Below are 22804 nucleotides of genomic sequence, written 5' to 3'. Positions count from 1 at the left end.
CTGCCATGCCGCGCACGCCAGTCGACGAGATCCTCATCGCGGGGTGTTTCAGGCGCGGCACGGGCGCGCCGATCGAGACCGTGAACCCCGCCGACGGCACCCCGATCACCACCGTCCACGCCGCCTCGCCCGCCGATGTCGACGAGGCGGCCGAGGCAGCCGCAAAGGCCGTGGCGGCGCCCGCGTGGCGGGACCTGCTCCCGCACCGGCGCGCCCGCGTCCTGCACCGCATCGGCGACCTGATCGAGGAGCACGCCGACGATCTGTCCGCCCTGCAGACCGCCGACACCGGCAAGACGCTCACCGAGACCCGGGCGCTCGCGCTGAGCGCCGCAGCCACCTTCCGGTACACGGCAGCCGCACTGGAGACCGCCGAGGATTCGCTCACCCCCGCCCGGGGGCCGTACGTCACGATGAGCGTGCACGAGCCGATCGGCGTGGTCGGCGCGATCAACCCGTGGAACTCGCCGATCGCCTCCGACGCCCAGAAGGTCGCCCCGGCCCTCGCCGGCGGGAACGCGGTGCTGCTGAAGCCGGCCGAGTGGACCCCGCTCGTCTCCCTGGCTTTCGGCCGCCTGGTCCACCGAGTGCTCGCCGAGGAGGGGCTGCCGACCGCGCTGCTGTCCGTGCTGCCCGGCAAGGGGCGTGTCGTCGGGGACGCGATCGTCACCCACCCGCTCGTGCGCCGCATCGGCTTCACCGGCGGCACCGCCACCGGCCGCGCCATCGCCCGCACCGCCGCCGACAAGCTCGCCCCAGCCTCGCTGGAACTCGGCGGCAAGTCACCGACCATCGTCCGCCAGGACGCCGACGTCGAGCAGGCCCTCGCGGGCGTGATGTTCGGGGTCTTCTCCTCCAGCGGCCAGTCCTGCATCGCCGGCTCCCGGCTCTTCGTGCACCGGTCCCTGTACGACTCCTTCGTCGCCGAGCTCGTCGAGCGCGTGCGCAAGCTGCGCGTCGGGCCCGGGACCGACCCCGACACCCAGGTCGCCCCCCTCGTCCATCACCGGCACCGGGACGCGGTCGCCGCGTACGTGGATCTCGCCCGGGCGGAGGGCGGGAGCGTCCTGTGCGGGGGCGCGATCCCGGCGGGGGAGGCCTACGCCGACGGCGCCTACTACCTGCCGACCGTCATCGACGGCCTGCCGAACTCCGCCCGGACCTGCCAGGAGGAGATCTTCGGCCCGGTCCTCGTCGCGCTGCCCTACGACGACGAGGACGACCTGGTGCGGCAGGCCAACGACAGCGTGTACGGGCTGGCCTGCGGCATCTGGACCCGTGACGCCCGCGCCGCCTGGCGGCTCGCCCGGCGCATCGACGCGGGGACCGTCTGGATCAACACCTACAAGCAGTTCTCCATCTCCACCCCCTTCGGCGGGATGAAGGACAGCGGCCTCGGCACCGAGAAGGGCCGCGACCTCATCCGCTCCTACCAGCGGCAGAAGTCCCTGTACTGGGGCACCGAATCCACGCCCCTGCCCTGGGCCAACTGAAACGCACCCCGGAGACCCTCACCATGACTCACCCCCCGATAGCCCGGCTGCGCGCCCTGCGCTCGGTCGAGCTGCTCACCCCGGAGTTCACGCAGGCCACCGACTTCTACGAGGAGGTGTGGGGGCTGGAGGTCGTCGAGGCCGAGCCCGGTACGAGCTGGCTGCGCGGCACCGGTGACGAGCACCATGCCCTCCAGCTCACCCGCGCCGACCGGATCGGCCTCGGCCGGCTCGCCTTCGCCGTGGCCACTCCCGCCGAGATCGACGAAGCCGCACGGCGACTCGAAGCGCGCGGCATCACGCCGGTCAGCGGGCCCGGACGGCTCGACCAGGTCGGGGGCGGTTACGGCCTGCGCTTCCACGACATCGACGGACGGCTCATCGAACTCTCCGCCGAGACCTGGGCCGTCACGGCCCGCGGACGCGATGCAGCCGTGCCGGTCGGCGTCACCCACGCCGTGCTCAACACGCCCGAGATCGACGCCTCGGTCGCCTTCTACCGGGACGTCCTGGGCATGCGCGTCTCGGACTGGTCCGAGCACCAGATGGCGTTCCTGCGCTGCAGCGCCGACCACCACAGCATCGCCTTCAACCAGGCGCCCTGGGTGTCGCTCAACCACGTGGCGTACGAGATGACGTCGGTCGACCACTTCATGCGCGGCCTCGGCCGGCTCCGGCACCACGGCGTCACCCCCGAGTGGGGTCCCGGGCGGCACGGGCCGGGCAACAACACCTTCTCCTACTTCACCGACCCGACCGGCCTCGTCTGCGAGTACACCTCCGAGGTCGCCCAGGTCGTCGAGGACGCCTGGATCTGCAAGGTGTGGCGGCGCACACCCGAACTCTCCGACGTGTGGGGCACAGCAGGCCCGCCCTCCCCGCAGATCCGCGCGCACATGGCGGGCACGCCGGACGGCAGCCCCGTCGTCCCGCCCGTCGACGCAGAAGCCGACACCGCAGTCGATGCCGCAGCCGATGCCGAAGGAGTCCCCGCATGAACAGCACCGCACCTGGCCGGGCCGCCACCCCCCGCCGAGTCGGCCTCATCGGCTGGGGCGCCATCGGCCGTGTCGTCGGCGGTGCCCTCGCCGCGGGCGGGATTCCGGGCGCCGAACTGGTCTGCGTGATCGACAACCGGCCGCTCGGCGACTCGGTCCCGGCACCGCAGCGCACCCTTGAACAGGCCCTGGAATCCTGCGACCTGATCGTCGAGGCCGCCGGACAGGGCGTCGTACGGGAGTGGGGCACGGCGATCCTCGCCACCGGCACGGACCTGCTCGTCGCCTCGACCGGGGCGCTCACGGACGAGCAGTTGGCGAAGGAGCTCCTGAACGCCGGCCCGGGCCGGGTGTACTTCACCGGCGGCGCAGTCGGCGGCCTCGACCTGCTCCAGGCCGTACGCGCCATGGGCCCCCTCGACGAAGTACGGCTGACCACCACCAAGCTGCCGTCCACCCTCGAACAGCCGTGGATGGACGAGGAGTTGCTCGACCGGATGCGGTCGGCCACCGGGCCGGTCGAGGTGATGGCCGGCACCGCGCGGGACGTACCCGTGAAGTTCCCCAAGTCGACGAACGTGGCCGCGTCCGTGGCCCTCGCGACCGGAGACCTGGACGCGGTGCGGGTGAGCGTCGTCGCCGACCCCGCCGCCGCACACACCTCCCATGTGGTGGAGGCGAGCGGCACGCACGGCACCTACCGCTTCGAGGTACGGCACCTGCCCGACGCCGCCAACCCTGCGACCAGCCAGGTCGTCCCGTACGCGGTACTGCGCTCCCTCGCCGCGCTCGCCGGCCGGACGGGGCAGATCCTGTGACCGCCCCTGCGGCCCCGTACGACCTGGCCGGGCTCCACCTGGAGGAGGCGGGGGCCAGCGGCCCGCTGATGCTGTGCCTGCACGGCATCGGCTCGTCCTCGGCCGCCTTCGCCCCGCAGTTCGCGGCGCTGAGCGGGTCGTACCGGATGGTCGCCTGGGACGCTCCCGGATACGCCAAGTCGGCCGACCCGACCGACCCGTTGACGATGGACGACTACGCCGACCTCGCGGCGGAAGTGATCCGTACTCGCGGCGGCGCCGCCCACGTCCTCGGCGTCTCCTGGGGCGGCGTCATCGCGCTGCGGCTCGCGGTACGGCACCCGGACCTGGTCGAGTCGCTGATGGCCGTCGCCTCGACGCCCGGCTCCGGCACCGATCCCGACAAGGCGGCCGCGATGCGGGACCGCGCGGGCGAGCTCGCCCGGCTCGGCCCGGACGCCTTCGCAGCGGTCCGCGGTCCGCGCCTGCTGACCGCCGCCGCGCCCGCCGACCTCGTCGAGCGCGTCACCGCCACCATGGCCGCCGCCGTCCGACTGCCCGGCTACGGCCACGCCGCCGAGGCCATGGCCACCACCGACCTGCGCGGCGAACTGCACCGCGTCACCGCGCCCACCCTCGTCCTGTGCGGCGACCAGGACCGGGTCACCGGTCCCGACGCCTCACAGGTCCTGGCCGGCGGTCTGCACAGGACCGCGTACGTGATCGTCAAGGACGCCGGTCACCTGGCCAACCAGGAGCAGCCCGAGCACGTCAACGCCTGGCTCGCCTCCCATCTGCACATCGCCACCCACCGACAGACCGTCACCCACCGCTAGGAAGGGCCGAATCCCATGCCTTTGACCACCACCGAGTACGACAACGGCGGCGACCTCACCAAGTACACCGACGCCCTGATCGCCACCAAGGACTCCCGCGAGCCCGACTGGGGCACCCTGTCCTTCCAGGAGAAGGCCGGTCCGCAGTACAAGCGCGCGCAGATCCGTTACGTCGGCTCCGGCGCCACCGGCAACCACGACAACGACAACCGGATCCTCCCCTCCGGCGGCTTCACCTTCTCCAACATGCTGCTGCCGCCCGGCGCCGAGGGCCCCGCCCACACCCACCACGACGTCGAGGAGGCGTTCTTCGTCCTGGAGGGACAGGTCCGCGTCGGCATCCACCGCGGCCCGGACGAGGTCGAGTACCGCACCCTCGGCTACCGCGACATGATCGTGGTGCCGGCCGGCGTCACCCGCTCCCTGAAGAACGAGGGCGACACCGACGCGCTGTTCTGCGTGATCATCGGCACGCAGAAGCCGCAGGTGCCGACCTACCCCGAGTACTCGCCGCTGTACGGCGTCACCCGTGACTGAGCAGAGCTCTGCGCGCACGGTCGTCGTGACCGGGGCGGGCCGTGGCCTGGGGGAGGCCATGGCCCGCCGGGCGGCGGCCGACGGATTCCGGGTCGTGGTCGCCGAGCTCAACCAAGAGTGGGGCGAGCGTACGGCCACGCGGATCCGACAGGCGGGCGGCACGGCGGAGTTCGTACCGCTCGACGTCGCCGACCCGGAGTCGGTCGCCGCGCTAGCGGACCGGCTGGCCGTCACCGGCCCGGTCCACGGCCTGGTCAACAACGCGGCCCTCGCCAACGGCGTGGGCGGCAAGGAGTTCCAGGACATCGACGTCGAGACCTGGGACCGGCTCATGGCGGTCAACGCACGCGGACCCTGGCTCGTCGCCAAGCACCTGCTGCCGCTGATGACCCGGCCCGGCCGGATCGTCAACATCGCCTCGGACGCGGCCCTTCACGGCTCGCCGCGTCTCGCCCACTACATCGCCTCCAAGGGCGCGGTCATCTCCCTCACCCGGGCCATGGCCCGCGAACTGGGGGAGCGGGGCATCACCGTCAACGCGGTCGCCCCCGGCCTCACCGAGGTCGAGGCCACCGAGACGGTCCCGCCCGAGCGTCACGCGCTCTACGCCGAGCGCCGTGCCATCTCCAGACCGCAGCAGCCCGACGACCTGACCGGCCTCGTCTCCTTCCTCCTCTCCGCGGAATCCCGGTACCTCACCGGCCAAGTGATCGCCGTCAACGGCGGCTTCACCATGCACTGAACCACCCGATCTGCAAGGAGTACGTCATGGATCTCGGCCTTGCCGGCCGCACCGTCCTGGTCACCGGCGGCAGCTCGGGCGTCGGCCTGGCCACGGTCCGCGCCCTGCTCGACGAGGGCGCCCGCGTCGCCACCTGCGGGCGCGACCCCGAACGGCTCGACAAGGCCGCCGCCTGGCTCGGCGCGGGCCCCGACCGGCTGTTCACCGGAGCGTGCGACGTCCGCGACGCGGCTGCCGTACGGCACTTCACGGAGGAAGCCGCCGGGCACTTCGGCGACGGACTCGACGGTCTGGTCAACAACGCGGGCCAGTCCCGTATGAAGCGCCTCGACGAGACGACCGCCGAGGACTGGCGCGACGAACTGGAGCTGAAGTTCGCCGGTGTGCTCAACCCGCTGTCCGCCGCCCGGAGTTACCTGCGCGCCTCGGACACGGCCGCCGTCGTCAACGTCAACGCGGTCCTCGCCAAGCAGCCCGAGACCCGGCTGATCACCACCAGCGCAGCACGCGCAGGCATCCTCAACCTCTCCAAAACCCTTTCCGTCGAACTCGCCGGCGACGGCATCCGGGTCAACTCCGTCTGCCTCGGCCTGATCGACACCGGCCAGTGGACCCGCCGCCACGCCGCCACGGACGGCGGCCTGACGTACGAGGAGTGGCAGGCCGAACTCGCCGCCGACCGCGGGGTCGCCCTCGGACGTCTCGGGCGCGCCGAGGAGGTCGCCTACGCGATCGTCGCGCTGCTCTCCCCGCGCGCCTCGTACATCACCGGAACCAGCATCGACGTCTGCGGCGGAGTCGGCCGCGGCATCCTGTGAGGACTCTTCCCATGCAGTACGACAACGGGGGCGAACTCCTCGTAGCCCACCTGAAATCCCTCGGCATCGACACCGTCTTCGGCGTCGTGTCGGTACACAACCTGCCGCTCGTGGAGGCCGTCGACCGGCATCTGCGCTTCGTACCGGTCCGGCACGAGGCGACCGCCGTCAACGCGGCCGACGGCTACGGACGGGCACGCGGCTCGATCGGCTGCGCCCTCACCTCGACCGGCACGGGCGCGGGGAACGCCGCCGGCTCGCTGATCGAGGCACTGGCGTCCGGCACGGCCGTCCTGCACGTCACCGGGCAGGTCGAGTCGGCGTACCTGGGCAGCGGGCGGGGCTTCATCCACGAGACCAAGGACCAACTCGGCATGCTGAGCGCGGTGTCGGCGTACGCGGCCACCGTCAGCTCCGCTCGTGATGCCGGGCGCGTCCTGCGCGAGGCGACGTCGGCGGCACTCGCGGTGCCCGGAGGCCCCGCCAGCGTGGAGTGGCCGATCGACCTGCAGTACGCGGCACAGGAGGATCCGCAAGAGGCCGGGCCCGGAGCCTCGGGCCCCTCCCCGGATGCCACCGAACTCGCCGCCGCACAGGCGCTGTTGAGCGGCTCCCGACGCCCGCTGATCTGGGCCGGTGGCGGAGCGTGCCGTGCCCGGCCGGAACTCCTCGCGCTGCTGGAGGCGACCGGCGCCGGACTGCTCACGTCCAACTCCGGGCGTGGCTCCGTTCCCGAGGACCACCCCCTCGTGATCGGCAACTTCGCCACCACACCCGCCGCCCGCGCCCTGCTCGCCGACGCCGACGTCCTCGTCACCGTCGGCACCCACTTCCGGTCCAACGAGACCGCCGACTACGGCCTGAAGCTTCCCGACGCGCACATTCAGATCGACGTGGACGCGGACGCCCTCGGCCGGGTCTACCCGGCACGCCATGCCCTGCACGGCGACGCGGCCGGCGTCCTGCCCACCCTGACCGGGGAAGCCGTCCGTGCCGACACCGACTGGACGGCCCGTGTCACCGCTGTCCGCGAGGAGGTCCGAGCAGCCCTGCACGAGGGCATCGGACCCCAGGCCGCGATCTGCGACGCCCTCGCCGCCGCCCTGCCGCGCGGCACGGTGGTCGCCCGCGACGTCACCATCCCGTCGTCCTCCTGGGGCAACCGGCTCCTGCCGATCCACGACCCCCGCGCCAACGTCTTCCCGCGCGGCGGCGGCATCGGACAGGGCCTCGGCATGGGCATCGGCGCCGCGCTCGCCCGCCCTGATGAGCCGACCGTGGTGATCGCCGGCGACGGTGGCCTCGCCGTGCACTTCGGTGAACTCCTCACCGTCGCGCAGGAACGGCCCCGCCTGACCCTGATCGTCTTCAACGACGGCGGGTACGGGGTGCTGCGCAACATGCAGGACAAGTACGCCGAACGCCGCTCCGGCGTGGACCTGTTCACGCCCGACTTCGGCCCGCTCGCCGCCGCCTGCGCACTGCCGTACGCCCGCATCGCCGCCCCGGCCGACGCCGCGCCGGTCCTGAAGGCTGCCCTCGCCGCCGACGGCCCGACCCTCGTCGAGGTCGACCTCGCCGCGCTCGGCCCGATGAAGAACCCGTTCACCCCGCCCGTCAAGATCCCCACCGCGTAGGGAGGCCACCGTCATGACCACCACTGCCGACGAGCACGAACTCGACCTCCTCGTCCGCCGGATGACCTGGGAGGCGGACGGCGTGCTCTCCGTCGAACTGACCCGGCCGGACGGCAAGCCGCTGCCCGCCTGGACCCCGGGCGCCCATCTGGACCTGCACATCGGCGGGTTCGTCCGCCAGTACAGCCTCTGCGGCGACCCCGCCGACTCGACCACGTACCGTCTCGGCATCCTCAACGAGCCCTCCTCGCGCGGCGGTTCGCGGCACGTACACACCAAGCTCCGCCCCGGGCAGGGCGTCCGTGCGGTCGGCCCGCGCAACCACTTCGCGCTGGAGCCCGCCTCCTCGTACGTCCTCCTCGCCGGCGGCATCGGCATCACCCCGATCCTGGCCATGGCCCGCCAGGCGGACCGCGACGGCATCCCGTACCGCCTGGTCCACGGCGGCCGGTCCCGGGCCTCGATGGCCTTCGGCGCCGAGCTGTCCGCACTCACCGGCGAGGTGACCGTCGTACCGCAGGACGAGCGTGGCCACCCCGACCTGGCGGCCGTCCTTCGCGACCTGCCGGCCGACGCGCTGGTCTACTGCTGCGGGCCGGAACCCCTGCTCAACGCCGTCGAAGAGGCGTGCCCCGCCGGGCAGTTGAGGGTGGAGCGGTTCGCCGCCCCCGTCGTCGAGCGCACCGGCGACGACACCGCCTTCGAGGTCGAGTGCCGAACGTCGGGCGTGACCCTGACCGTCGACGCCACCACCTCCGTCCTGGAGGCCGCCGAGAACGCCGGGCTGAACGTCAACTCCTCCTGCCGGGACGGCATCTGCGGCTCCTGCGAGACCCGCGTGCTCGCCGGCACCCCCGACCACCGTGACTTCCTGCTCAGCGACGCCGAACGCGCCACCGGCAAGACGATGATGCTCTGCGTCTCCCGGTGCGCCTCCGACCGCCTCGTCCTGGACCTGTGACCCGTACGGAGACCCTGATGACCACCGAAGCCACCCCCTGGCCCCACCTCGCCCCGCACCAGACCCGCGACCACGAGCCCACCCCTTACGAGCAGAAGCTCGCCCGGACGCTGGAGGAGATCTTCACCCACGACGGCCACGAACTGGCCGACGTCGTCGCCGGGCTGAACGCCCGGCAGGTCCGCACCCCGTCCGGGGAGCCCTGGACCGAGGAGACCTTCCGTACCGAGATACACCGCCTGGGAGCCTGACATGCCACTTTCCGTATCCGACACCGCGGACCACGTCTACGCCCACGGCCTGCGCAACCAGTGGCACCCGGTCGTCCCCTCCCACTTCGTCGCGCCCGGCGGTCTGCGCAAGGTCACCGCCCTCGGCGAGAACTGGCTGCTGTTCCGCAAGGCAGACGGCACCCTGTCGATGCTTGCCGACCGCTGTCCGCACCGCGGCGCGCCGCTCTCCCTCGGCAAACACCTGGGCGACCGGGTGGCGTGCTGGTACCACGGAGTCGAGGTCGACGGCTCCGGCACGGTCACCTCCGTACCCGGCCTGCCCGGCTGCAACCTGGAGGGCAAGACACTCGTCACGTCCCTGCCGGTGCGCGAGGTCGGCGGCGCGATCCTCGCCTACTTCGGCGACGAGGAGCACCCGGAGCCGGCGGACCTGACCCTCCCCGAACCGCTCACCGACCCCGCTGTCTCAGCCTTCCTGTGCTACGCCGAGTGGAACGTGCCGTGGCGCTACGCCATGGAGAACCTCCTCGACCCGATGCACGGCGCCTTCCTGCACCACGAGTCGCACACCATGTACGACGGCGACACCCGGGCGAAGTTCCGTATCCGGGAGACCGAGCGCGGCTACTTCTTCGAGAAGACCGACCAGCGGGGCGTCAACTTCGACTGGGTGGAGCTGTGCCGGACCGGAGTCGACTGGGTGGACCTGTCCATTCCGTACCCGTCGTCGGCGGGGCCGGGCGGCGCCTTCGGCATCGTCGGCATGGCCTGCCCGGTGGACGCCGAACGCACCGGGGTCTTCTTCTGGCGCTACCGCAGGGTCGACGGCTGGCAGCGCGACAACTGGCGGTTCCTCTACAAGACGCTCATCGAGGAACGCCACTGGCAGGTCCTGGAACAGGATCGCGTCATGCTGGAGGCCATGCCCGCCGACGCCGACCAGTACGAGAACCTTTACCAGCACGACCTCGGCGTGGTCCGCCTGCGGCGCCTCTACCAGGCCCAGGCGGCGCAGCAGTCCGCGTCGGCGCAGCGGTCCGAGACGGTCGCGGCGGGTCCGGCCGCCTGACCCCCCGGGCGGGGGGGCGGCCCGTTGGTCAGCCGGCCGCGTCCTCCCCCGCCGTGTCGGATTCGACGATCGAGTGTTCCAGCCCGGACAGCAGCCGGGCGAGTTGACGGCGCTCGGTGAGGGAAAGCCCGCTGAGCATCCGCCGCTCGTTGTCCAGGTGCTCTGCGAACACCTCGTCCACCTTCTTCAACCCGGCGTCGGTGAGCCGCGAGTAGACCACGCGGCGGTCCACCGCGTCGCGCTCGCGCACCAGCAGCCCGTCGTTCTCCAGGCGGTCCAGACGCAGCGTCACTCCCGCCGAGGAGATCAGGCCGGAGGCGGCCAACTGGCCCGCGGTGAGCCGGTAGGGGGCGCCGGCCCGGCGCAGCGCCGTGAGCACGTCGAAACCGGCGACCGACAGGCCGTGCTTCTCGATCTGCGCGGTCAGCCGCGACTGGTACTGCAGGTAGGCGCGGTGCAGCCGGGCGAGCACCTCCAGCGGCGAGGTGTCCAGCCCCGGTCGCTCGCGCGCCCAGTCCTCCACGATCCGCGCCACGGCATCCGGCCGCTTCGCCCTGCGCTGAGCCATGTCGTCCCTTCGCGGATTCCTGTCGGGAAACGCGGGCTCCGTGGCCCTGCGAACCTCGGAGAAATCTTAGCCCTGAAACAACAGCGGCGAACGCCGACCGTCACCTCACCGGGAAGATCTCCTGCCCCGGGATCAGAATCCCTAGCGGGTCGTACCTGTGCTCGGCCCGCTTCAACCGCGGCGAGGCGACCTTCGCGGGCCGCATCGCCGAAGGCTTCCGGGCCGACCTCACCGCCCTCGGCCTCGACCCCGTCGACGCACCCGCCGACGAGGTCGCCGAGGCGCCGGTCCGTCTCACCGTGACCGGCGGGCAGATCGTGCACCGCGGCGCCTGAGGGCGAGTGGCGCACGAGGCCGTGACGCGGTCAGGGCAACTCCACCTGTGCCGGGCTGTCCTCGAGAAAGCCCCCCGACTGGTGCTGCCACAGCTTCGCGTAGGCGCCGTCCAGGGTGAGCAGTTCTTCGTGGGTGCCCTGCTCGACGATCTGTCCCCGGTCGAGGACGACGAGCCGGTCCATGGTGGCGACCGTGCTCAGCCGGTGCGCCACCACGAGTGCGGTCCGCCCGTCCATGAGCCGCCACAGCGCCTCCTGGACGAGGATCTCGCTCTCGGAGTCCAGGGCGCTGGTGGCCTCGTCGAGCAGCAGGATCGGTGCGTCGCGCAGGATCGCCCGGGCGAGGGCGACCCGCTGGCGCTGACCGCCGGACAGCTTGATGCCGCGCTCGCCCACCATGGTGTCGAAGCCGTGCGGCAGCGCGTCGGCGAACTCCGTGACGTGCGCCGCCTCCGCCGCGCGGCGGATCTCGGCGTCGGTGGCGTCCGGCCGGGCGAAGGCGATGTTGTCCCGCAGCGTGCGGTGGAACATCGCCGGGTCCTGCGGCACATAGGCCATCAGGCCGCGCAGGTCCGCCTGGCGGAGCATGGTGATGTCCTGACCGCCGATCAGGATCTGCCCGGCGTCGATGTCCGTCATCCGCAACAGCAGCCGGGTCAGCGTGGTCTTGCCGCCGCCCGACCGGCCCACGAGGCCGATCTTCGCCCCGGCGGGCACGGCCAGTTCGAGTCCTTCGAAGAGGGGCCGGCCGCCGGCGTGGGCGAAGGTGACCTTCTCGAAGCGGACGTCGGCGGGCGCGGGCAGCAGCGGCTCCGGTGACGGCGGATCGAGCACGGTCGGCGGCGTCAGGAGCAGTTCGGTGAACTGCGCGGCCTCCGTCATCGAGCTCTCCAGCCGACGGTAGATCTGATTGAAGTCGAACATGATCCGCGTCGCGTTGTTGTAGTAGGTGAAGGCCACCACGATCGCCTCCACACCGTGCGCGCCCCCGGCCAGCGTGACCGCGAGCAGCAGCCCCAGCGCGTTGGTCAGCACCGACATCGGCGCGACCAGCGTGTCGATGCGCAGATTGCCGTAGTCCCACGCCCGCAAGGTCAGCCGGCGTGACACCGCGACCCGGGAGCGGTGCTCGGCGGCCTCGCGCTCCTCGGCGCCGAACGCGCGCACCGTGTCCATGTTCATCAGGCTGTCGGCGACGTGCCCCGACACCCGGGCGATCGCCTCCTCCCGCTGGTCGACGAGGGCCTGACGGCGCCGGATGAGGGGCACCACACACACCGCCGTCAGCGCGATCATCGTCAACAGCCCGACGACGAGCAGCGGTTCGTAGCGCCACAGCACCACCGCGCCGAACACCAGCGGCACGAAGCTGCCCACGATCTGGAACGTCAGCGTGTCGACGAACTGCTCGAAACGCGAGGCGAAGCTCAGGACGCGCTTGGTCAGCGACCCGGCGAAGTTGTCGTGGAAGAACGCGGCGTCCTTCGCGAACAGCTCGTCCATCCCGATCACATACAGATGCTCGATGCCGAGGGCGTCCAGCCGGTTCAGGCAGTGCAGCGCGGCACGCCACAGCGCCTCGGCCAGCAGCAGCACACCGACGAAGCCGAGGACGTACGGCAGCGTCGAACCGACCGTGACGTCCCCGCCGCCGGCGATGTCGCCGACGAGCTTGGCCACGATCAGCGGCGCGACGTAGTTGATGCCGATGTTGCCCAGCGCCGACAGCACCATCGCGGGGGCCGTCAGCAGGCGAAGCCGGGCCAACTCCCGTCCGTAGTAACGAAGTGCGAGAAGTACCGAGCGCTTGCCCGGCTGAACCTTGTGCGATTCAGGAGTTCCCATTTCGACCGTAGTGTCCCGTGGCGGCGACCGCGAAGTCCAAGCGTTTTCCGGTCGGTGGGGGGCTCACCGGGGGCGTTCGGGGACCCGCGCCGGAGCATGCGGTCGCACACGAAACACGACTTTCCCGTACCACAAGTAACATGATCAACTTTGTCCTCAGGTGGACCTCGCAGTCACCGCGACACCCGCTCCGCCACCAACCCCCTTCCGTCGTCAACTCCGAGGACCTCGATGTCGTCCCAGACCGATGCCCTGCAGCAGGCACGTGCCGACTACGACCACCACATGCGGACCTGCCGGCAGTGCTACGCCGACTCGATACCGTGCGCAGTCGCCAAACACCTGCTGCGCCTGTACAACAACACCCGTAGAAGCAGTGCCCAGCCGGGCGCGAGAGGCCGCTGACCCGTCACCCATGGAGGACCGCGTGCGACGTCTGCCCCGCTCCCTGTCCGGCTGGACCATGGCGGTGTTCGGCGTCCTCGCCGCCGTCATGGGCGCGGTGGGGCTCGTCGCCCCGGACGCTCTGCTCACCGCCATGGGCTTCGCCACCGAGGCGGGCTCTCGGCGTGCGGAAGGAGACCACACCCTGGTCTTTCTGACCGCTTCCTCCATGGCGGCGCTCAATATGGGCGTCTACTACGTGCTGGCCGCGCTCTCCGACTGGAAGGCGTTCTTCCGCTGGACGGTCCCCTTCCGCCTGCTGACCTGCACGGTGTTCACACTGGCGGTGGTCAGTGGCCGTGCTCCCGCCGGCTTCCTGGGCGTGGGCCTGTGGGAGGGGATCGGCGCGGTGGTCACGGGCGCGGCCCTGCGCCTCGAGAAGCGGCGCGCAGAGGGCTCCGGCCAGGTCGAGGCCCACGTCAGCTGAGCACCGTCTCCCAGGTGTCGACGGCGTAGTGAACGGCCATACCGTGCCGGGCGTACAGCGCGGGCGCCCCCGTGGGGTTGGCGGTGTCCACGCCCAGCCCCACCGTGTCCCGCCCGCGCGCCGCGAACGCGGCGAACGCGTGCCGCAGCAGCAGACCGCCGAGACCGCAGCCGCGTGCCTCGCTCAGCACGCCGATGCTCCGGATCCAGCCCATCGCCTCACGGTCGTCGCGGGCGATGAGGAATCCGGCGTCCCCCGACTCCTCGCTGCCGACGATCCACACCAGGGACCAGTCGAGCACCTCGGCGTCGACGTCGTGCAGCCACTGGTCGTAGCTCCGCGGCTGGAAGTCGAAGTGCTCGGCGAAGCTGGACTGGTACAGCGCGTGGACACGCGCACGGTCCGTCTCCTCGGCGCACGGCCGCAGGCGTATGCCGTTCGGGAGTTCCGGTACGAGGTCCGCCGCGCCGTCCAGGGGCCGTTGCAGCACGTGATAGCGCCGTACGACGTGCCAGCCCCGTCGCTCGATCAGTTCCGTGTCGAGCGTGGGCTCGGTGTTGAGGTGCAGATGCACCACCGCCCTGGCCGCACCGTTCTCGCGGGCCTTCTCCAGGGCACGGTCCTGCAGCGCGTCCAGGATCAGTTCGCCCGCCGGCTGGTGGTCGGGCAGCACGTAGTGGTCGACGTCGACGCGCTCACCGGCCGAGTCGTCCCACAACAGGCCGTACGCCACCAGCCGGTCGCCGTCGAAGGCCAGCCACGAGTCGCGGTCCAGAACGATCTCGGGGTGCTTCAGGTCGGCCTCGACGGTGTGCAGGTCGGTCTCGGGCCGACCGATCTCGATGCGGTCGACTTCGTTGAGGAGTTCGGTGATGGCGGGCGCGTCGGTGAGGCCGGCCGGACGAAGGGCGTAGGGCATGGGCCAAGGGTCGGGGGAGGGGAGGACGGCCGCAACGGATTTTCGGTGACCGGGCGACGGCACTCCGGCACTCGACCGGTGCTCGGAACTCCAGGGAAACGCGAGGCCACACGGATGCTGAGACTTCTCAGGCACCCCCCTCCGCGCAACCGAGGGCGCCGTGAGCTCGTCTTTGGGATCATGGTCACCACAAGCATCGCCGGCACCCTGACGGCGTCGTTGCGCCAGCTGCTCGATTTCGCCTGGATACAGACGCGGTCCTGCGCCTTCGCCATCGCCCTGATGTCCGGCGTGGCCGCCTCGGCCCTGCTGCCCGGCCTTCCCGTGGCCCGCTACGACCTGCTCGTCGTCTACGGCGTGCTGCTGACGCTGCTGTTCTGGCTGCGGGGCTGGGAGGACGGGCGGGACGTCGCCGTCATCGCGGTCTGCCACGTCATCGGCCTGGCCTTCGAGTTGGTGAAGGTGTCCCTCGGCTCGTGGAGCTATCCGGAGCCCGCCGTACTGAAATTCGCGGGCGTCCCGCTGTACGGAGGCTTCCTCTACGCCGCTGTCGGCAGCTACGTCTGCCGTGCCTGGCACCTGTTCGACCTGGAGCTGGTCCGGTACCGCCCGCGGGCGACGGCCGTGGTCGCCGCGGCCATCTACGTCAACTTCTTCAGCCACCACTGGCTCCCCGACGCCCGCTGGCTCCTCGCCGCACTGCTCCTGGCCGTCACCGCGGGCACCTCGGTCCGCTACACGGTGCGCACCACCCGCCGCCGGATGCCCCTGGCGCTGTCCTTCGTCCTGATCGGCTTCTTCCTGTGGGTCGCGGAGAACCTCGCCACCTACGTGGGGGCCTGGCGCTACCCCTACCAACTCGACGGCTGGCAGCCCGTGGGAGTGGAGAAGTTCGGTGCCTGGGCCCTGCTGATCAGCGTGACGTTCGTCCTCGCGGCAGTGACCCGGTCGCACCGGCGGTCTGCATCAGCTTGCGAGTGAAGCGGTGCATGTGGGGGTCCAGGGAGTCGCGTGACTCGGCGAGCACCTGCTCGGGAGTCAGCCACCGGATCGCCGTGAACTCCTCCTCGTCGTAGGAGGTGAGGGTTCGCGCGTCCGCGGTGATGACGTACCAGAGCGAGACGTCGGTGTGTTCCCCCTGACCACGGGTTCGGGTGACGGTGAGGAAGAGGGGGTGCTCGCCGGTGATGTCCGAGGCCAGTGCCGGGATACCCAGCTCCTCCCGGCACTCGCGTTCAACCGCCGCCCACGGGTCCTCACCCGGCTCCACGTGCCCGCCCGGGGGCAGCCACAGGCCGGCTTTGCGGTGCGCGACCAGCAGCAGTTCGCCGCACTCGGCGTCCAGTACGACGAAGTAGCTCACGAGGTGAGTGTCCGGGACGTCAGGCTTGCGCGTCCGGTAGACCGGTGCGCCGCCGGCGAGCCACTCGCCGGCCAGACGCAGGTGGTCCCGCTCAAGGTCGTCCCAGGGGTCGATGCCGTCGACGAGGTCGACCAACTGGGCCCGAAGGCGGCCGTCGGAGGAAGCGGGGAGGCTGCGCGAGGACACCATTCGCGCATTCTGGCATCCCGAACGCGACCGGAGCCGAACACGGCAGGGGCATTGCCGCAGGGCCTGTTGTGGACGTGGCGCCTGCCGCGCGACGCCCGGCACGCACCGGACGCCGCGCGGCCGCCCTTCGGGCGACGACGCCACTTTCACATCAGGCCCTGGCCCCCGCCGCTCACCGCCGACCGCTCGTCGTCACTCGCCCTTCGGCCCGGCCTGCTGCACGACCTCGAAGGACCACAGCGTGGACCCGCTGGCCGCCGGCTTCGGGCGCTCGGCGCCTTCCTGGCCGCCGCCCTGGTGGGCCGACTTCATGGGGCCCTCCATCCAGGCCTGGAAGGACTCCTCGTCGCGCCAGCGCGTGTACACGAGGTAGGTGTCCGTGCCCTCGACCGGCCGGAGGAGCTCGAACCACTCGAACCCGTCCGAGTTCTCCACGGCGTGGGCACGGGAGGCGAAGCGCTTCTCCAGCGTCTCGCGCTGCTCGGCGGGCACGGTCAGTACGTTGATCTTGACTACGCTCATGGTCCTCATCCTGCCGCACGGCCGCCGGCGGACGCGCGGCGGCTCGTGCTTCACAGGTGTGGCGCCACGAACCAGGTCCGGCGCATCAGCTCCGGCGCATCAGGCCGTGTGCAGGGTCAGCCCGTACCGGCCGAGTATCTCGTTCACCGGCTGGAACCAGGTCTCCCCGCCGCCGGAGCAGTTGCCCCAGCCGCCCGAGGTGACCCCTTGGGCCTGGTCACCGCTGATGAAGGAGCCCCCGGAGTCGCCGCCCTCGGCGCAGACGCTGGTCTTCGTCATCTGGTGCACCGAGCCCTGGCTGTAGTTGACGGTCTCGTTCTTGGCCAGCACGGCGCCGCAGTGCCAGCGCGTCGTGGAGCCGGAGCGGCATATGGACGAGCCGACGGGCGCCTCGGCCGAGCCGCGCACGAGCCGGTCCGGGACCGTACCCCAGCCGAGGACCACCGGCACGGTCCACCAGCCGCTGCCGACGCTCACCCAGGCGTAGTCGTTGCCCGGGAACGAGGAGCCCTGGAACGTTCCGATGTGGCTGCCGTCCCAGCCCCGGACACTCGCTCCCTGCCCACCGCAGTGCCCGGCCGTGACGAAGCCGCCGTGCACCGAGAAGCCTATGGAGCAGCGGACGTTACCGGTGTAGTAGGGATCTCCGCCGACCGTTCCCGCCGCGAAGGTCTGCGGGGCCGCCGCGACGGTCTCGACGGTGACGGGTCCGGCCGCGCGGGCGCGGGAGACGAAGCCTCGGACATCGTTGTCCGACCGCTTGTCGCGGACGACGTTCACGACGACCGTGTTGGCCACCGGATCGACGTGCCAACTGCTCACGCCGGACGGTGCGGGGAGACGGTCGATGCGTGCCTTGGCCGCGTCGAGATCGCGCGCACTGTGCGTGACGGTGCGTACCGTCACGCCGGTGGCGCGGACCTTGCGCAGGGTCGCGGGCGCGGCGTCCGACGTGACGGCCACGGTGAGCCGCTCGCTCTTCGCGTCGAACCACGAGCCGCCGTAGGCGGATCCGGCGGCCTTGCGTGCCTTCGGTGCGACGTCCATGGCGGTGCGTTCCGCGGCCAGGCGCGCCTCGGCCCGCTCCTTCGACAGGCCGAGGTCGCGCTGCATCGCCTGCAGCAGTCCGGGGGAGGCCGGTTCGGCGTCCGCCACGGTGGCGGAGTCGTCCGCCGTGGCCTGCGCGGTTCCGCCCGCGGTCCAACTGCCGAGGACCAGGAGTGCGGCGAGGCCGGCGTACGTGAGTCTGATGCGTCTCAAGGGAGTTGCCCTTCGTCGTTCCAACAAGGTGGGGTGGAACAACCGCAATCTGAGAGCGCTCTCATTCAGGGTCGGGCAGAGCTTAGCCCTGACGACGCATCAGGTCCATACCAGCGACCGGGTCGAGTGGAGGGCGGGCGGCCCGGACCTCAGCCGAGATTTCCGGTTCGCGCGTCCTGCCACAGGTCGACGCCGCCGTCGGTGGCGTACTTGTCGATCTCGGCCAGTTCCTCGTCGCTGAAGTCGAGGTTCTCCAGCGCGGCCACGTTCTGTTCCAGCTGCTCGGTGCGCGAGGCACCGATGACCAGCGAGGTCACACGGGGGTCGCGCAGAGCCCAGGCGAGCGCCATCTGGGCGAGGCTCTGGCCGCGGCGGGCCGCGAGGTCGTTGAGCGCCCGCAGCCTGCCCAGCATGTCCTCCGTCAGCCACGTCTCGTCGAACGACTTGCCCTGCGTGGCGCGCGAGTCGGCGGGGACGCCGTCGAGGTAGCGCCCGGTCAGCAGCCCCTGGGCGAGCGCGGTGAAACCGATGACGCCGAAGCCCTCCTGCCCGGCGGCCTCCAGCAGGCCCTCGTTCTCGATCCAGCGGTTGAGCATGCTGTACGACGGCTGGTGGATGAGCAGCGGCGTGCCCAGCTCCCGGAGGATGGCGGCCGCCTGCCGGGAGCGTTCGGCGTCGTAGGAGGAGATGCCGACGTACAGGGCCTTGCCCTGGCGGACGGCCGTGTCGAGCGCCCCCATCGTCTCCTCCAGCGGCGTGCTCGCATCGAGCCGGTGGGAGTAGAAGATGTCGACGTAGTCCAGGCCCGTCCGCCGCAGGGACTGGTCGAGCGAGGCGAGCACGTACTTGCGCGAGCCGCCGCCCTGGCCGTACGGACCGGGCCACATGTCCCAGCCGGCCTTGGTGGAGACCACCAGCTCGTCCCGGTACGGCGCCAGGTCCTGCTTCATCAGCCGGCCGAAGTTGATCTCCGCGGCGCCGTAGGGCGGGCCGTAGTTGTTGGCGAGGTCGTGGTGCGTGATGCCGAGGTCGAAGGCGCGCAGGGCGATCTCGCGCTGGGCCTCGAACGGGCGGTCGTCACCGAAGTTGTGCCAGTACCCCAGGGACAGCACGGGAAGGTCGAGTCCTGAGCGTCCGGTGCGCCGGTATCGCATGGTGCCGTTGTAGCGCTCGGGATCCGCGACGTGGTTCATCGAGTGTTCTCCGCAGGGGTGCAGTCGGGGTGGTTCGGTCCAGGTGAGGACGTGTTCACTGTGCTCCTGCCTGATTCTGACGTCCAACGCATCCTTTTCATCGGATTCAGCGATGCCGTTTCTGAATGACGTGGCGGCCTCACGTGCGCGCCCGACCCACGGTCGTCGTCGGCACGTTGTAACCCTCCAGCCGAACGGCCGGCCTGCCGGAGGTGAGGGAAGCGGCCGGCCAGGACAGCTTGACCGTGCGGGACTCGCCGGGGAGGAGCCAGAGGTAGTTGTCCCCGTACAGCGTGGGCAGGACCCGGTGTCCGGACTCGGCGTCGAGCAGCGAGACGCGCACCATCGCCGCGACCGTCGTGCCGCGGTTGCGCAGGCGGGCGGTGAGGCCGTGGCGGTCGCCCGAGCGGTCCGCGTCGGTGATCTCCACCGAGACCCTGGTCCCGCCGACCTGGTTCAGGGCGCGCATGTCGGCGGCCTCGCGGTACCGCCAGTAGGTGTTCTCGCCAGCTGTTCCCCGCGCGCGTCCACCAGGCGCAGCCGCAGCAGATGGAGGCCGGGCAGGTCGTCCGGCCGGTCCGCGGTGAACGCCGGTGCGGTCGACGAGGCGGCGACGTCCACGGTCGCGCGCTGCTCGGCACCGAGGCGACGGCCGGAGAGGTGGTAGCGGCGCGCGGAGAGCGTCGCGCCCGAGATGCGGTGGGGCGTGTGGTTGACCGCGATCACCTCCCCGCTGACCGGATCGGCCTGTACATGCACGGCCTCGCTCGCCTTGCGCACGCCGTAGTAGGCACCGTTGACGTCGAAGTCGTAGTCGTACGTCTGCCACACCGTGCTGTACCAGGCGGGATGGGACATCCACAGCATCAGCCCGCTCGCGTTGTCCCACAGCCGGGCGTTCCACGCCTCGAACATGGCCCGGAAGTTCTCGTAGTTGACGAACTGCGCCTTGCGGCAGAAGTCGTCGAGGTCCTTCGCCTCGCCGAGCCTCGTCTCGATGGCCGCCCGGTAGTTCTGCGGTGCCTGGTTCCCGCGGGTGCTCCAGTCGTGGTGGTACCAGGCGCCCTTGACCGGCCACTCCGGTTCGTCGCCCACGAGCCGGCGCATGGTCTGCGCCGTCGGCAGCACCGGCATGCCGATCTCGGTGTGGAAGCCGAAACCGCCGCTGCCGTAGGTGGTCGCGGCAGAGTAGCGCTGCGGTTCGACCCAGCCGTAGGGCCGCCGCATGGCTGTGACAACGTTGTCGAACGCTCGCTGACAACGTTGCCAAACCCTGCACCGTGGGTGTGGACCCGTCAAGGCTTCCGGCAGGGCCGGATCCTTGTTTCTTTAAATTAGTAATTAATATTGACAGGGTTCCGGCCGCGCGCCACAGTCATCGCCGTGACGCCGACGGCCCCGGCCTCCGGCGCGGCCCGCGTCACACCTCCTCCTGCTTCCCAACCTCCGGGAGAGGCACGTGACTTCACTCGCTCTCGCGACCGCGATCTCCGTGGTCCTGACCGCGTCGGCGGCCCCCACCGCCACCGCGCACACCACCGTGGACCAGGGCGCGCCCGACTACTACGACAGTGGTCTCGCCCCCACGCCGTACATGGGCTGGAACACCTACTACGGGCTCGGCGCGCCCACCGAGAAGGAGGTCCGGGCCGTCGCCGACAAGCTCGTCAGCAGCGGGCTGCGCGACAGCGGCTACGACATCGTGTGGCTGGACGGCGGCTGGCAGGCCGACAACCCCCGTGACACGCAGGGGCGGTTGACGGCCCACCCCGACCGCTTCCCGTCCGGCATCCCCGCCCTGGTCTCCTACCTCCACAAGCGCGGTCTGAAGGCCGGCATCTACACCGACGCCGGCGCCTACGACGGCGGCAAGACCTGCGGGCTCGGCAGCCGCGGCCACTACGACCAGGACGCACGGCAGTTCGCCGACTGGAAGGTCGACGCGATCAAGGTCGACTTCCTGTGCGGAATCGGCGCGAAGCTCGATCCCGGGCCCGCGTTCAAGGAGTTCAGCGACGCCGTCGCCAAGTCCGGCCGCAGGATGCTGCTCAACCTGTGCAACCCGCTCACCGACGACTGGGGCCTGCCGCACACGCCCGAGCAGGACGCGCACAACACCTACGCCTACGCCCCGACCATCGCGGACTCCTGGCGCACCGGGACCGACATCGCCTGGGGTACGCCCAGCCCGGGCCAGTGGCCCAACGTCCTGCGCAACATGGACGCCAACGCCTGGCACCCCGAGGCTCAGGGGCCCGGCCACTACAACGACCCCGACTACCTCATCCCGATGCGCCGCATGACCGACGGGTCGTACGAGCTGACGCAGGAGGAGTCCACCACCCAGTTCGTGATGTGGGCCGAGATGGCCTCGCCGCTCGTCCTCGGCTCCGACCCGCGCACCCTGTCCGAGTCGATGATCAAGACCTTGCGCAACCCCGAGATCATCGCCGTGAACCAGGACCCGCTCGCCGTCCAGGGCGTCCGCGTGGCCACCGACTCCGACGGCGACGTCTACAGCAAGGTCCTCTCGGGGCAGGGCCGCCGCGCGGTCGTTCTCCTCAACCGCTCCGACCAGCCGGTCCGGCGCACCGTGAACTTCGCCGACGCGGCGCTGGGCGGCGCGGTCAAGGTACGCGACCTGCGGGCGCGCGCCGATCGCGGCACGCACACCGGGTCGTACACCGTCGAGGTCCCCGCCCACGGCACCGCGTTCCTGAAGCTGACCGGGGAGGACGCCCTGCCCGGCACGAGCCTGGGCGAGAGGGCGACCGCGAGCCCGGCCCTTGTGCGCAACGGCGACACGCTGACCACCTTCTACCGCGGACCGCGCGGGAACCTCGTGCAGCACTCGGCGGCGACGAACGGCGGCGGTACACCGCGTACGAGGGACCTCGGGGGCCCGGCCGGGGGCGGGATCCTCGGCCAGCCCGCCGCCTACGCGTCCGCCGGCGGCCGGATCGACGTGTTCGTGCGCGGCGCCGACTCCCGTGTGTACCGGCGGGTGTTCGCCGACGGACGGTGGGGCGGCTGGCAGAGCCTGGGCGGACGGGTGACCGACGCGCCGTCGGTCGCGTTCACCGACTCCACGAACTGGACGCTCGTCGCGCGCGGGGCGGACGGGCGGATCGTGCAGCGCGGGTCGTCTTCGGACTGGTCGTCGCTCGGTGCGCCGGGCGACCGGCCGACGTACGGCAGGCCGTCCGCCGTGGTCGACACGCAGGGGCGGGTCCATGTCGCCGTGCGGACCCCGGCGGACGACGTGTGGACACGGGTGCGGGACGCGTCGGGGGCGTGGTCGGAGTGGACCTCGCTCGGCGGGACCGTGAGCGGCAGTCCGACACTCGTCGCCGTGGGGGACGCCGTGGTGCTGTACGCCCGGGCCGGTGACTACACGCTCTGGCAGCGCCGCTACGACGGTGCGGCATGGCAGGGCTGGTCGAAGCGGGAGGAGTTCCCCAGTGCCGCCTTCGACGGCTCGCTCGGGGCGGTCGCGGGGGAGGACGGGGCGGTCGACGTCGTGTTCCGCGGGGTCGACGGATACGTCCACCGGACCCAGTTCAAATAAATTAGTAATTAATCTTGACGTGGTGGAAGCGCCACGCGAACCTGGATCCG

General features: G+C 71.2%; 22 protein-coding genes and 2 pseudogenes. 16 read left to right on the top strand and 8 right to left on the bottom strand.

Translation table 11 applies throughout. The annotated features are described in order from the left end of the window. Nucleotides 1-5 precede the first annotated feature (5 nt). From ACZ7M7_RS16850 to ACZ7M7_RS16800, 11 genes are read left to right on the top strand one after another with little or no spacing between them, the layout of a single operon-like run. Nucleotides 6-1493 (top strand): aldehyde dehydrogenase, encoded by a 1488-nt coding sequence (locus ACZ7M7_RS16850; RefSeq protein ID WP_472117242.1) that lies wholly within the window; start codon nucleotides 6-8, stop codon nucleotides 1491-1493. 23 nt (nucleotides 1494-1516) lie between these two features. Beyond that, the gene (locus ACZ7M7_RS16845; RefSeq protein ID WP_472117239.1) at nucleotides 1517-2491 is read left to right on the top strand and encodes a VOC family protein; all 975 of its coding nucleotides are present in this window, start codon (nucleotides 1517-1519) and stop codon (nucleotides 2489-2491) included. Next, a complete protein-coding gene (locus ACZ7M7_RS16840) occupies nucleotides 2488-3309 on the top strand; it encodes an aspartate dehydrogenase domain-containing protein (RefSeq protein WP_472117236.1) in 822 nt (273 codons plus the stop codon). The genes ACZ7M7_RS16845 and ACZ7M7_RS16840 overlap by 4 nt, the downstream gene beginning before the upstream one ends. Continuing rightward, nucleotides 3306-4124 carry an alpha/beta fold hydrolase gene (locus ACZ7M7_RS16835; RefSeq protein WP_472117233.1) on the top strand — a complete coding sequence of 273 codons (819 nt, stop codon included), beginning with the start codon at nucleotides 3306-3308 and terminating at the stop codon, nucleotides 4122-4124. The genes ACZ7M7_RS16840 and ACZ7M7_RS16835 overlap by 4 nt, the downstream gene beginning before the upstream one ends. Nucleotides 4125-4139: 15 nt before the next feature. Then, a complete protein-coding gene (locus ACZ7M7_RS16830) occupies nucleotides 4140-4661 on the top strand; it encodes a cupin domain-containing protein (protein ID WP_383627519.1) in 522 nt (173 codons plus the stop codon). Next, the gene (locus ACZ7M7_RS16825; protein ID WP_383601924.1) at nucleotides 4654-5403 is read left to right on the top strand and encodes an SDR family oxidoreductase; all 750 of its coding nucleotides are present in this window, start codon (nucleotides 4654-4656) and stop codon (nucleotides 5401-5403) included. Before ACZ7M7_RS16830 ends, ACZ7M7_RS16825 begins: the two co-directional genes overlap by 8 nt. Before the next feature lie 26 nt (nucleotides 5404-5429). After that, nucleotides 5430-6221, top strand: a complete 792-nt coding sequence (locus tag ACZ7M7_RS16820) for an SDR family oxidoreductase (RefSeq protein WP_472117229.1) — start codon at nucleotides 5430-5432, stop codon at nucleotides 6219-6221. An 11-nt stretch (nucleotides 6222-6232) separates the two neighbouring features. Next, nucleotides 6233-7858 (top strand): thiamine pyrophosphate-binding protein, encoded by a 1626-nt coding sequence (locus ACZ7M7_RS16815; protein ID WP_472117226.1) that lies wholly within the window; start codon nucleotides 6233-6235, stop codon nucleotides 7856-7858. Between the two features lie 13 nt (nucleotides 7859-7871). After that, nucleotides 7872-8819 (top strand): PDR/VanB family oxidoreductase, encoded by a 948-nt coding sequence (locus ACZ7M7_RS16810; protein WP_472117223.1) that lies wholly within the window; start codon nucleotides 7872-7874, stop codon nucleotides 8817-8819. 17 nt (nucleotides 8820-8836) lie between these two features. Then, the gene (locus ACZ7M7_RS16805) at nucleotides 8837-9070 is read left to right on the top strand and encodes a recombinase-like helix-turn-helix domain-containing protein (RefSeq protein WP_383627526.1); all 234 of its coding nucleotides are present in this window, start codon (nucleotides 8837-8839) and stop codon (nucleotides 9068-9070) included. A gap of 1 nt (nucleotide 9071) precedes the next feature. Next, on the top strand, nucleotides 9072-10121 hold the full coding sequence (locus ACZ7M7_RS16800; protein ID WP_472117220.1) for a Rieske 2Fe-2S domain-containing protein: 1050 nt from the start codon (nucleotides 9072-9074) through the stop codon (nucleotides 10119-10121). Between the two features lie 28 nt (nucleotides 10122-10149). Here the strand turns inward: ACZ7M7_RS16800 and ACZ7M7_RS16795 are convergent, their stop codons facing one another. Continuing rightward, nucleotides 10150-10689 carry a MarR family winged helix-turn-helix transcriptional regulator gene (locus tag ACZ7M7_RS16795; RefSeq protein WP_383601942.1) on the bottom strand — a complete coding sequence of 180 codons (540 nt, stop codon included), beginning with the start codon at nucleotides 10687-10689 and terminating at the stop codon, nucleotides 10150-10152. A gap of 179 nt (nucleotides 10690-10868) precedes the next feature. On the opposite strand from ACZ7M7_RS16795, the pseudogene ACZ7M7_RS16790 reads away from it, so the two are divergent. Then, a pseudogene (locus tag ACZ7M7_RS16790) lies at nucleotides 10869-11024 on the top strand (amidohydrolase family protein); the annotation flags it as partial. Nucleotides 11025-11054: 30 nt separating this feature from the next. Here ACZ7M7_RS16790 and ACZ7M7_RS16785 read toward each other — a convergent pair. After that, nucleotides 11055-12869 (bottom strand): ABC transporter ATP-binding protein, encoded by a 1815-nt coding sequence (locus ACZ7M7_RS16785; protein ID WP_472117217.1) that lies wholly within the window; start codon nucleotides 12867-12869, stop codon nucleotides 11055-11057. Nucleotides 12870-13100: 231 nt separating this feature from the next. Between ACZ7M7_RS16785 and ACZ7M7_RS16780 the strand changes: the two genes are divergently transcribed. Next, entirely contained in the window at nucleotides 13101-13274 is a 174-nt protein-coding gene (locus ACZ7M7_RS16780) for a hypothetical protein (RefSeq protein ID WP_453820564.1), read from the top strand. A 58-nt stretch (nucleotides 13275-13332) separates the two neighbouring features. Further along, on the top strand, nucleotides 13333-13740 hold the full coding sequence (locus ACZ7M7_RS16775; RefSeq protein ID WP_472118008.1) for a hypothetical protein: 408 nt from the start codon (nucleotides 13333-13335) through the stop codon (nucleotides 13738-13740). Here ACZ7M7_RS16775 and ACZ7M7_RS16770 read toward each other — a convergent pair. Next, a complete protein-coding gene (locus tag ACZ7M7_RS16770) occupies nucleotides 13733-14659 on the bottom strand; it encodes a GNAT family N-acetyltransferase (RefSeq protein ID WP_472117214.1) in 927 nt (308 codons plus the stop codon). The genes ACZ7M7_RS16775 and ACZ7M7_RS16770 overlap by 8 nt on opposite strands. A gap of 180 nt (nucleotides 14660-14839) precedes the next feature. On the opposite strand from ACZ7M7_RS16770, the gene ACZ7M7_RS16765 reads away from it, so the two are divergent. Beyond that, on the top strand, nucleotides 14840-15640 hold the full coding sequence (locus tag ACZ7M7_RS16765) for a DUF817 domain-containing protein (protein WP_472117211.1): 801 nt from the start codon (nucleotides 14840-14842) through the stop codon (nucleotides 15638-15640). Here ACZ7M7_RS16765 and ACZ7M7_RS16760 read toward each other — a convergent pair. The 5 genes and pseudogenes from ACZ7M7_RS16760 to ACZ7M7_RS16740 all read right to left on the bottom strand — a co-directional run. Beyond that, nucleotides 15573-16211 (bottom strand): NUDIX hydrolase, encoded by a 639-nt coding sequence (locus ACZ7M7_RS16760; protein WP_472117209.1) that lies wholly within the window; start codon nucleotides 16209-16211, stop codon nucleotides 15573-15575. The two genes, ACZ7M7_RS16765 and ACZ7M7_RS16760, sit on opposite strands and share 68 nt — an antisense overlap. 192 nt (nucleotides 16212-16403) lie before the next feature. Then, nucleotides 16404-16733, bottom strand: a complete 330-nt coding sequence (locus ACZ7M7_RS16755; protein WP_328419826.1) for an antibiotic biosynthesis monooxygenase family protein — start codon at nucleotides 16731-16733, stop codon at nucleotides 16404-16406. A 99-nt stretch (nucleotides 16734-16832) separates the two neighbouring features. Beyond that, entirely contained in the window at nucleotides 16833-17993 is a 1161-nt protein-coding gene (locus tag ACZ7M7_RS16750) for a S1 family peptidase (RefSeq protein WP_472117206.1), read from the bottom strand. Nucleotides 17994-18142: 149 nt separating this feature from the next. After that, the gene (gene mgrA / locus ACZ7M7_RS16745) at nucleotides 18143-19186 is read right to left on the bottom strand and encodes an L-glyceraldehyde 3-phosphate reductase (RefSeq protein WP_383601963.1); all 1044 of its coding nucleotides are present in this window, start codon (nucleotides 19184-19186) and stop codon (nucleotides 18143-18145) included. Nucleotides 19187-19325: 139 nt separating this feature from the next. Next, a pseudogene (locus ACZ7M7_RS16740) lies at nucleotides 19326-20404 on the bottom strand (discoidin domain-containing protein); the annotation flags it as partial. A 241-nt stretch (nucleotides 20405-20645) separates the two neighbouring features. Between ACZ7M7_RS16740 and ACZ7M7_RS16735 the strand changes: the two are divergent. Continuing rightward, nucleotides 20646-22754: a DUF8189 domain-containing protein gene (locus tag ACZ7M7_RS16735; protein ID WP_472117203.1), complete on the top strand. Its 2109-nt coding sequence runs from the start codon at nucleotides 20646-20648 to the stop codon at nucleotides 22752-22754. Nucleotides 22755-22804 lie beyond the last annotated feature (50 nt).

The organism is Streptomyces sp. NPDC111606, assembly GCF_055656945.1.
This window is presented reverse-complemented; position numbering and strand designations above follow the sequence as displayed.

Bases quoted from the DNA above. Each gene is read 5' to 3' on its own strand.
- ACZ7M7_RS16845 (WP_472117239.1), top strand. From the start codon at position 1,517: ATGACTCACCCCCCGATAGCCCGGCTGCGCGCCCTGCGCTCGGTCGAG.
- ACZ7M7_RS16785 (WP_472117217.1), bottom strand. From the start codon at position 12,869: ATGGGAACTCCTGAATCGCACAAGGTTCAGCCGGGCAAGCGCTCGGTA.
- ACZ7M7_RS16760 (WP_472117209.1), bottom strand. From the start codon at position 16,211: ATGGTGTCCTCGCGCAGCCTCCCCGCTTCCTCCGACGGCCGCCTTCGG.
- ACZ7M7_RS16850 (WP_472117242.1), top strand. From the start codon at position 6: ATGCCGCGCACGCCAGTCGACGAGATCCTCATCGCGGGGTGTTTCAGG.
- ACZ7M7_RS16780 (WP_453820564.1), top strand. From the start codon at position 13,101: ATGTCGTCCCAGACCGATGCCCTGCAGCAGGCACGTGCCGACTACGAC.
- ACZ7M7_RS16805 (WP_383627526.1), top strand. From the start codon at position 8,837: ATGACCACCGAAGCCACCCCCTGGCCCCACCTCGCCCCGCACCAGACC.
- ACZ7M7_RS16840 (WP_472117236.1), top strand. From the start codon at position 2,488: ATGAACAGCACCGCACCTGGCCGGGCCGCCACCCCCCGCCGAGTCGGC.
- ACZ7M7_RS16795 (WP_383601942.1), bottom strand. From the start codon at position 10,689: ATGGCTCAGCGCAGGGCGAAGCGGCCGGATGCCGTGGCGCGGATCGTG.
- ACZ7M7_RS16830 (WP_383627519.1), top strand. From the start codon at position 4,140: ATGCCTTTGACCACCACCGAGTACGACAACGGCGGCGACCTCACCAAG.
- ACZ7M7_RS16770 (WP_472117214.1), bottom strand. From the start codon at position 14,659: ATGCCCTACGCCCTTCGTCCGGCCGGCCTCACCGACGCGCCCGCCATC.
- ACZ7M7_RS16800 (WP_472117220.1), top strand. From the start codon at position 9,072: ATGCCACTTTCCGTATCCGACACCGCGGACCACGTCTACGCCCACGGC.
- mgrA (WP_383601963.1), bottom strand. From the start codon at position 19,186: ATGAACCACGTCGCGGATCCCGAGCGCTACAACGGCACCATGCGATAC.
- ACZ7M7_RS16775 (WP_472118008.1), top strand. From the start codon at position 13,333: ATGGCGGTGTTCGGCGTCCTCGCCGCCGTCATGGGCGCGGTGGGGCTC.
- ACZ7M7_RS16820 (WP_472117229.1), top strand. From the start codon at position 5,430: ATGGATCTCGGCCTTGCCGGCCGCACCGTCCTGGTCACCGGCGGCAGC.
- ACZ7M7_RS16765 (WP_472117211.1), top strand. From the start codon at position 14,840: ATGGTCACCACAAGCATCGCCGGCACCCTGACGGCGTCGTTGCGCCAG.
- ACZ7M7_RS16810 (WP_472117223.1), top strand. From the start codon at position 7,872: ATGACCACCACTGCCGACGAGCACGAACTCGACCTCCTCGTCCGCCGG.
- ACZ7M7_RS16755 (WP_328419826.1), bottom strand. From the start codon at position 16,733: ATGAGCGTAGTCAAGATCAACGTACTGACCGTGCCCGCCGAGCAGCGC.
- ACZ7M7_RS16815 (WP_472117226.1), top strand. From the start codon at position 6,233: ATGCAGTACGACAACGGGGGCGAACTCCTCGTAGCCCACCTGAAATCC.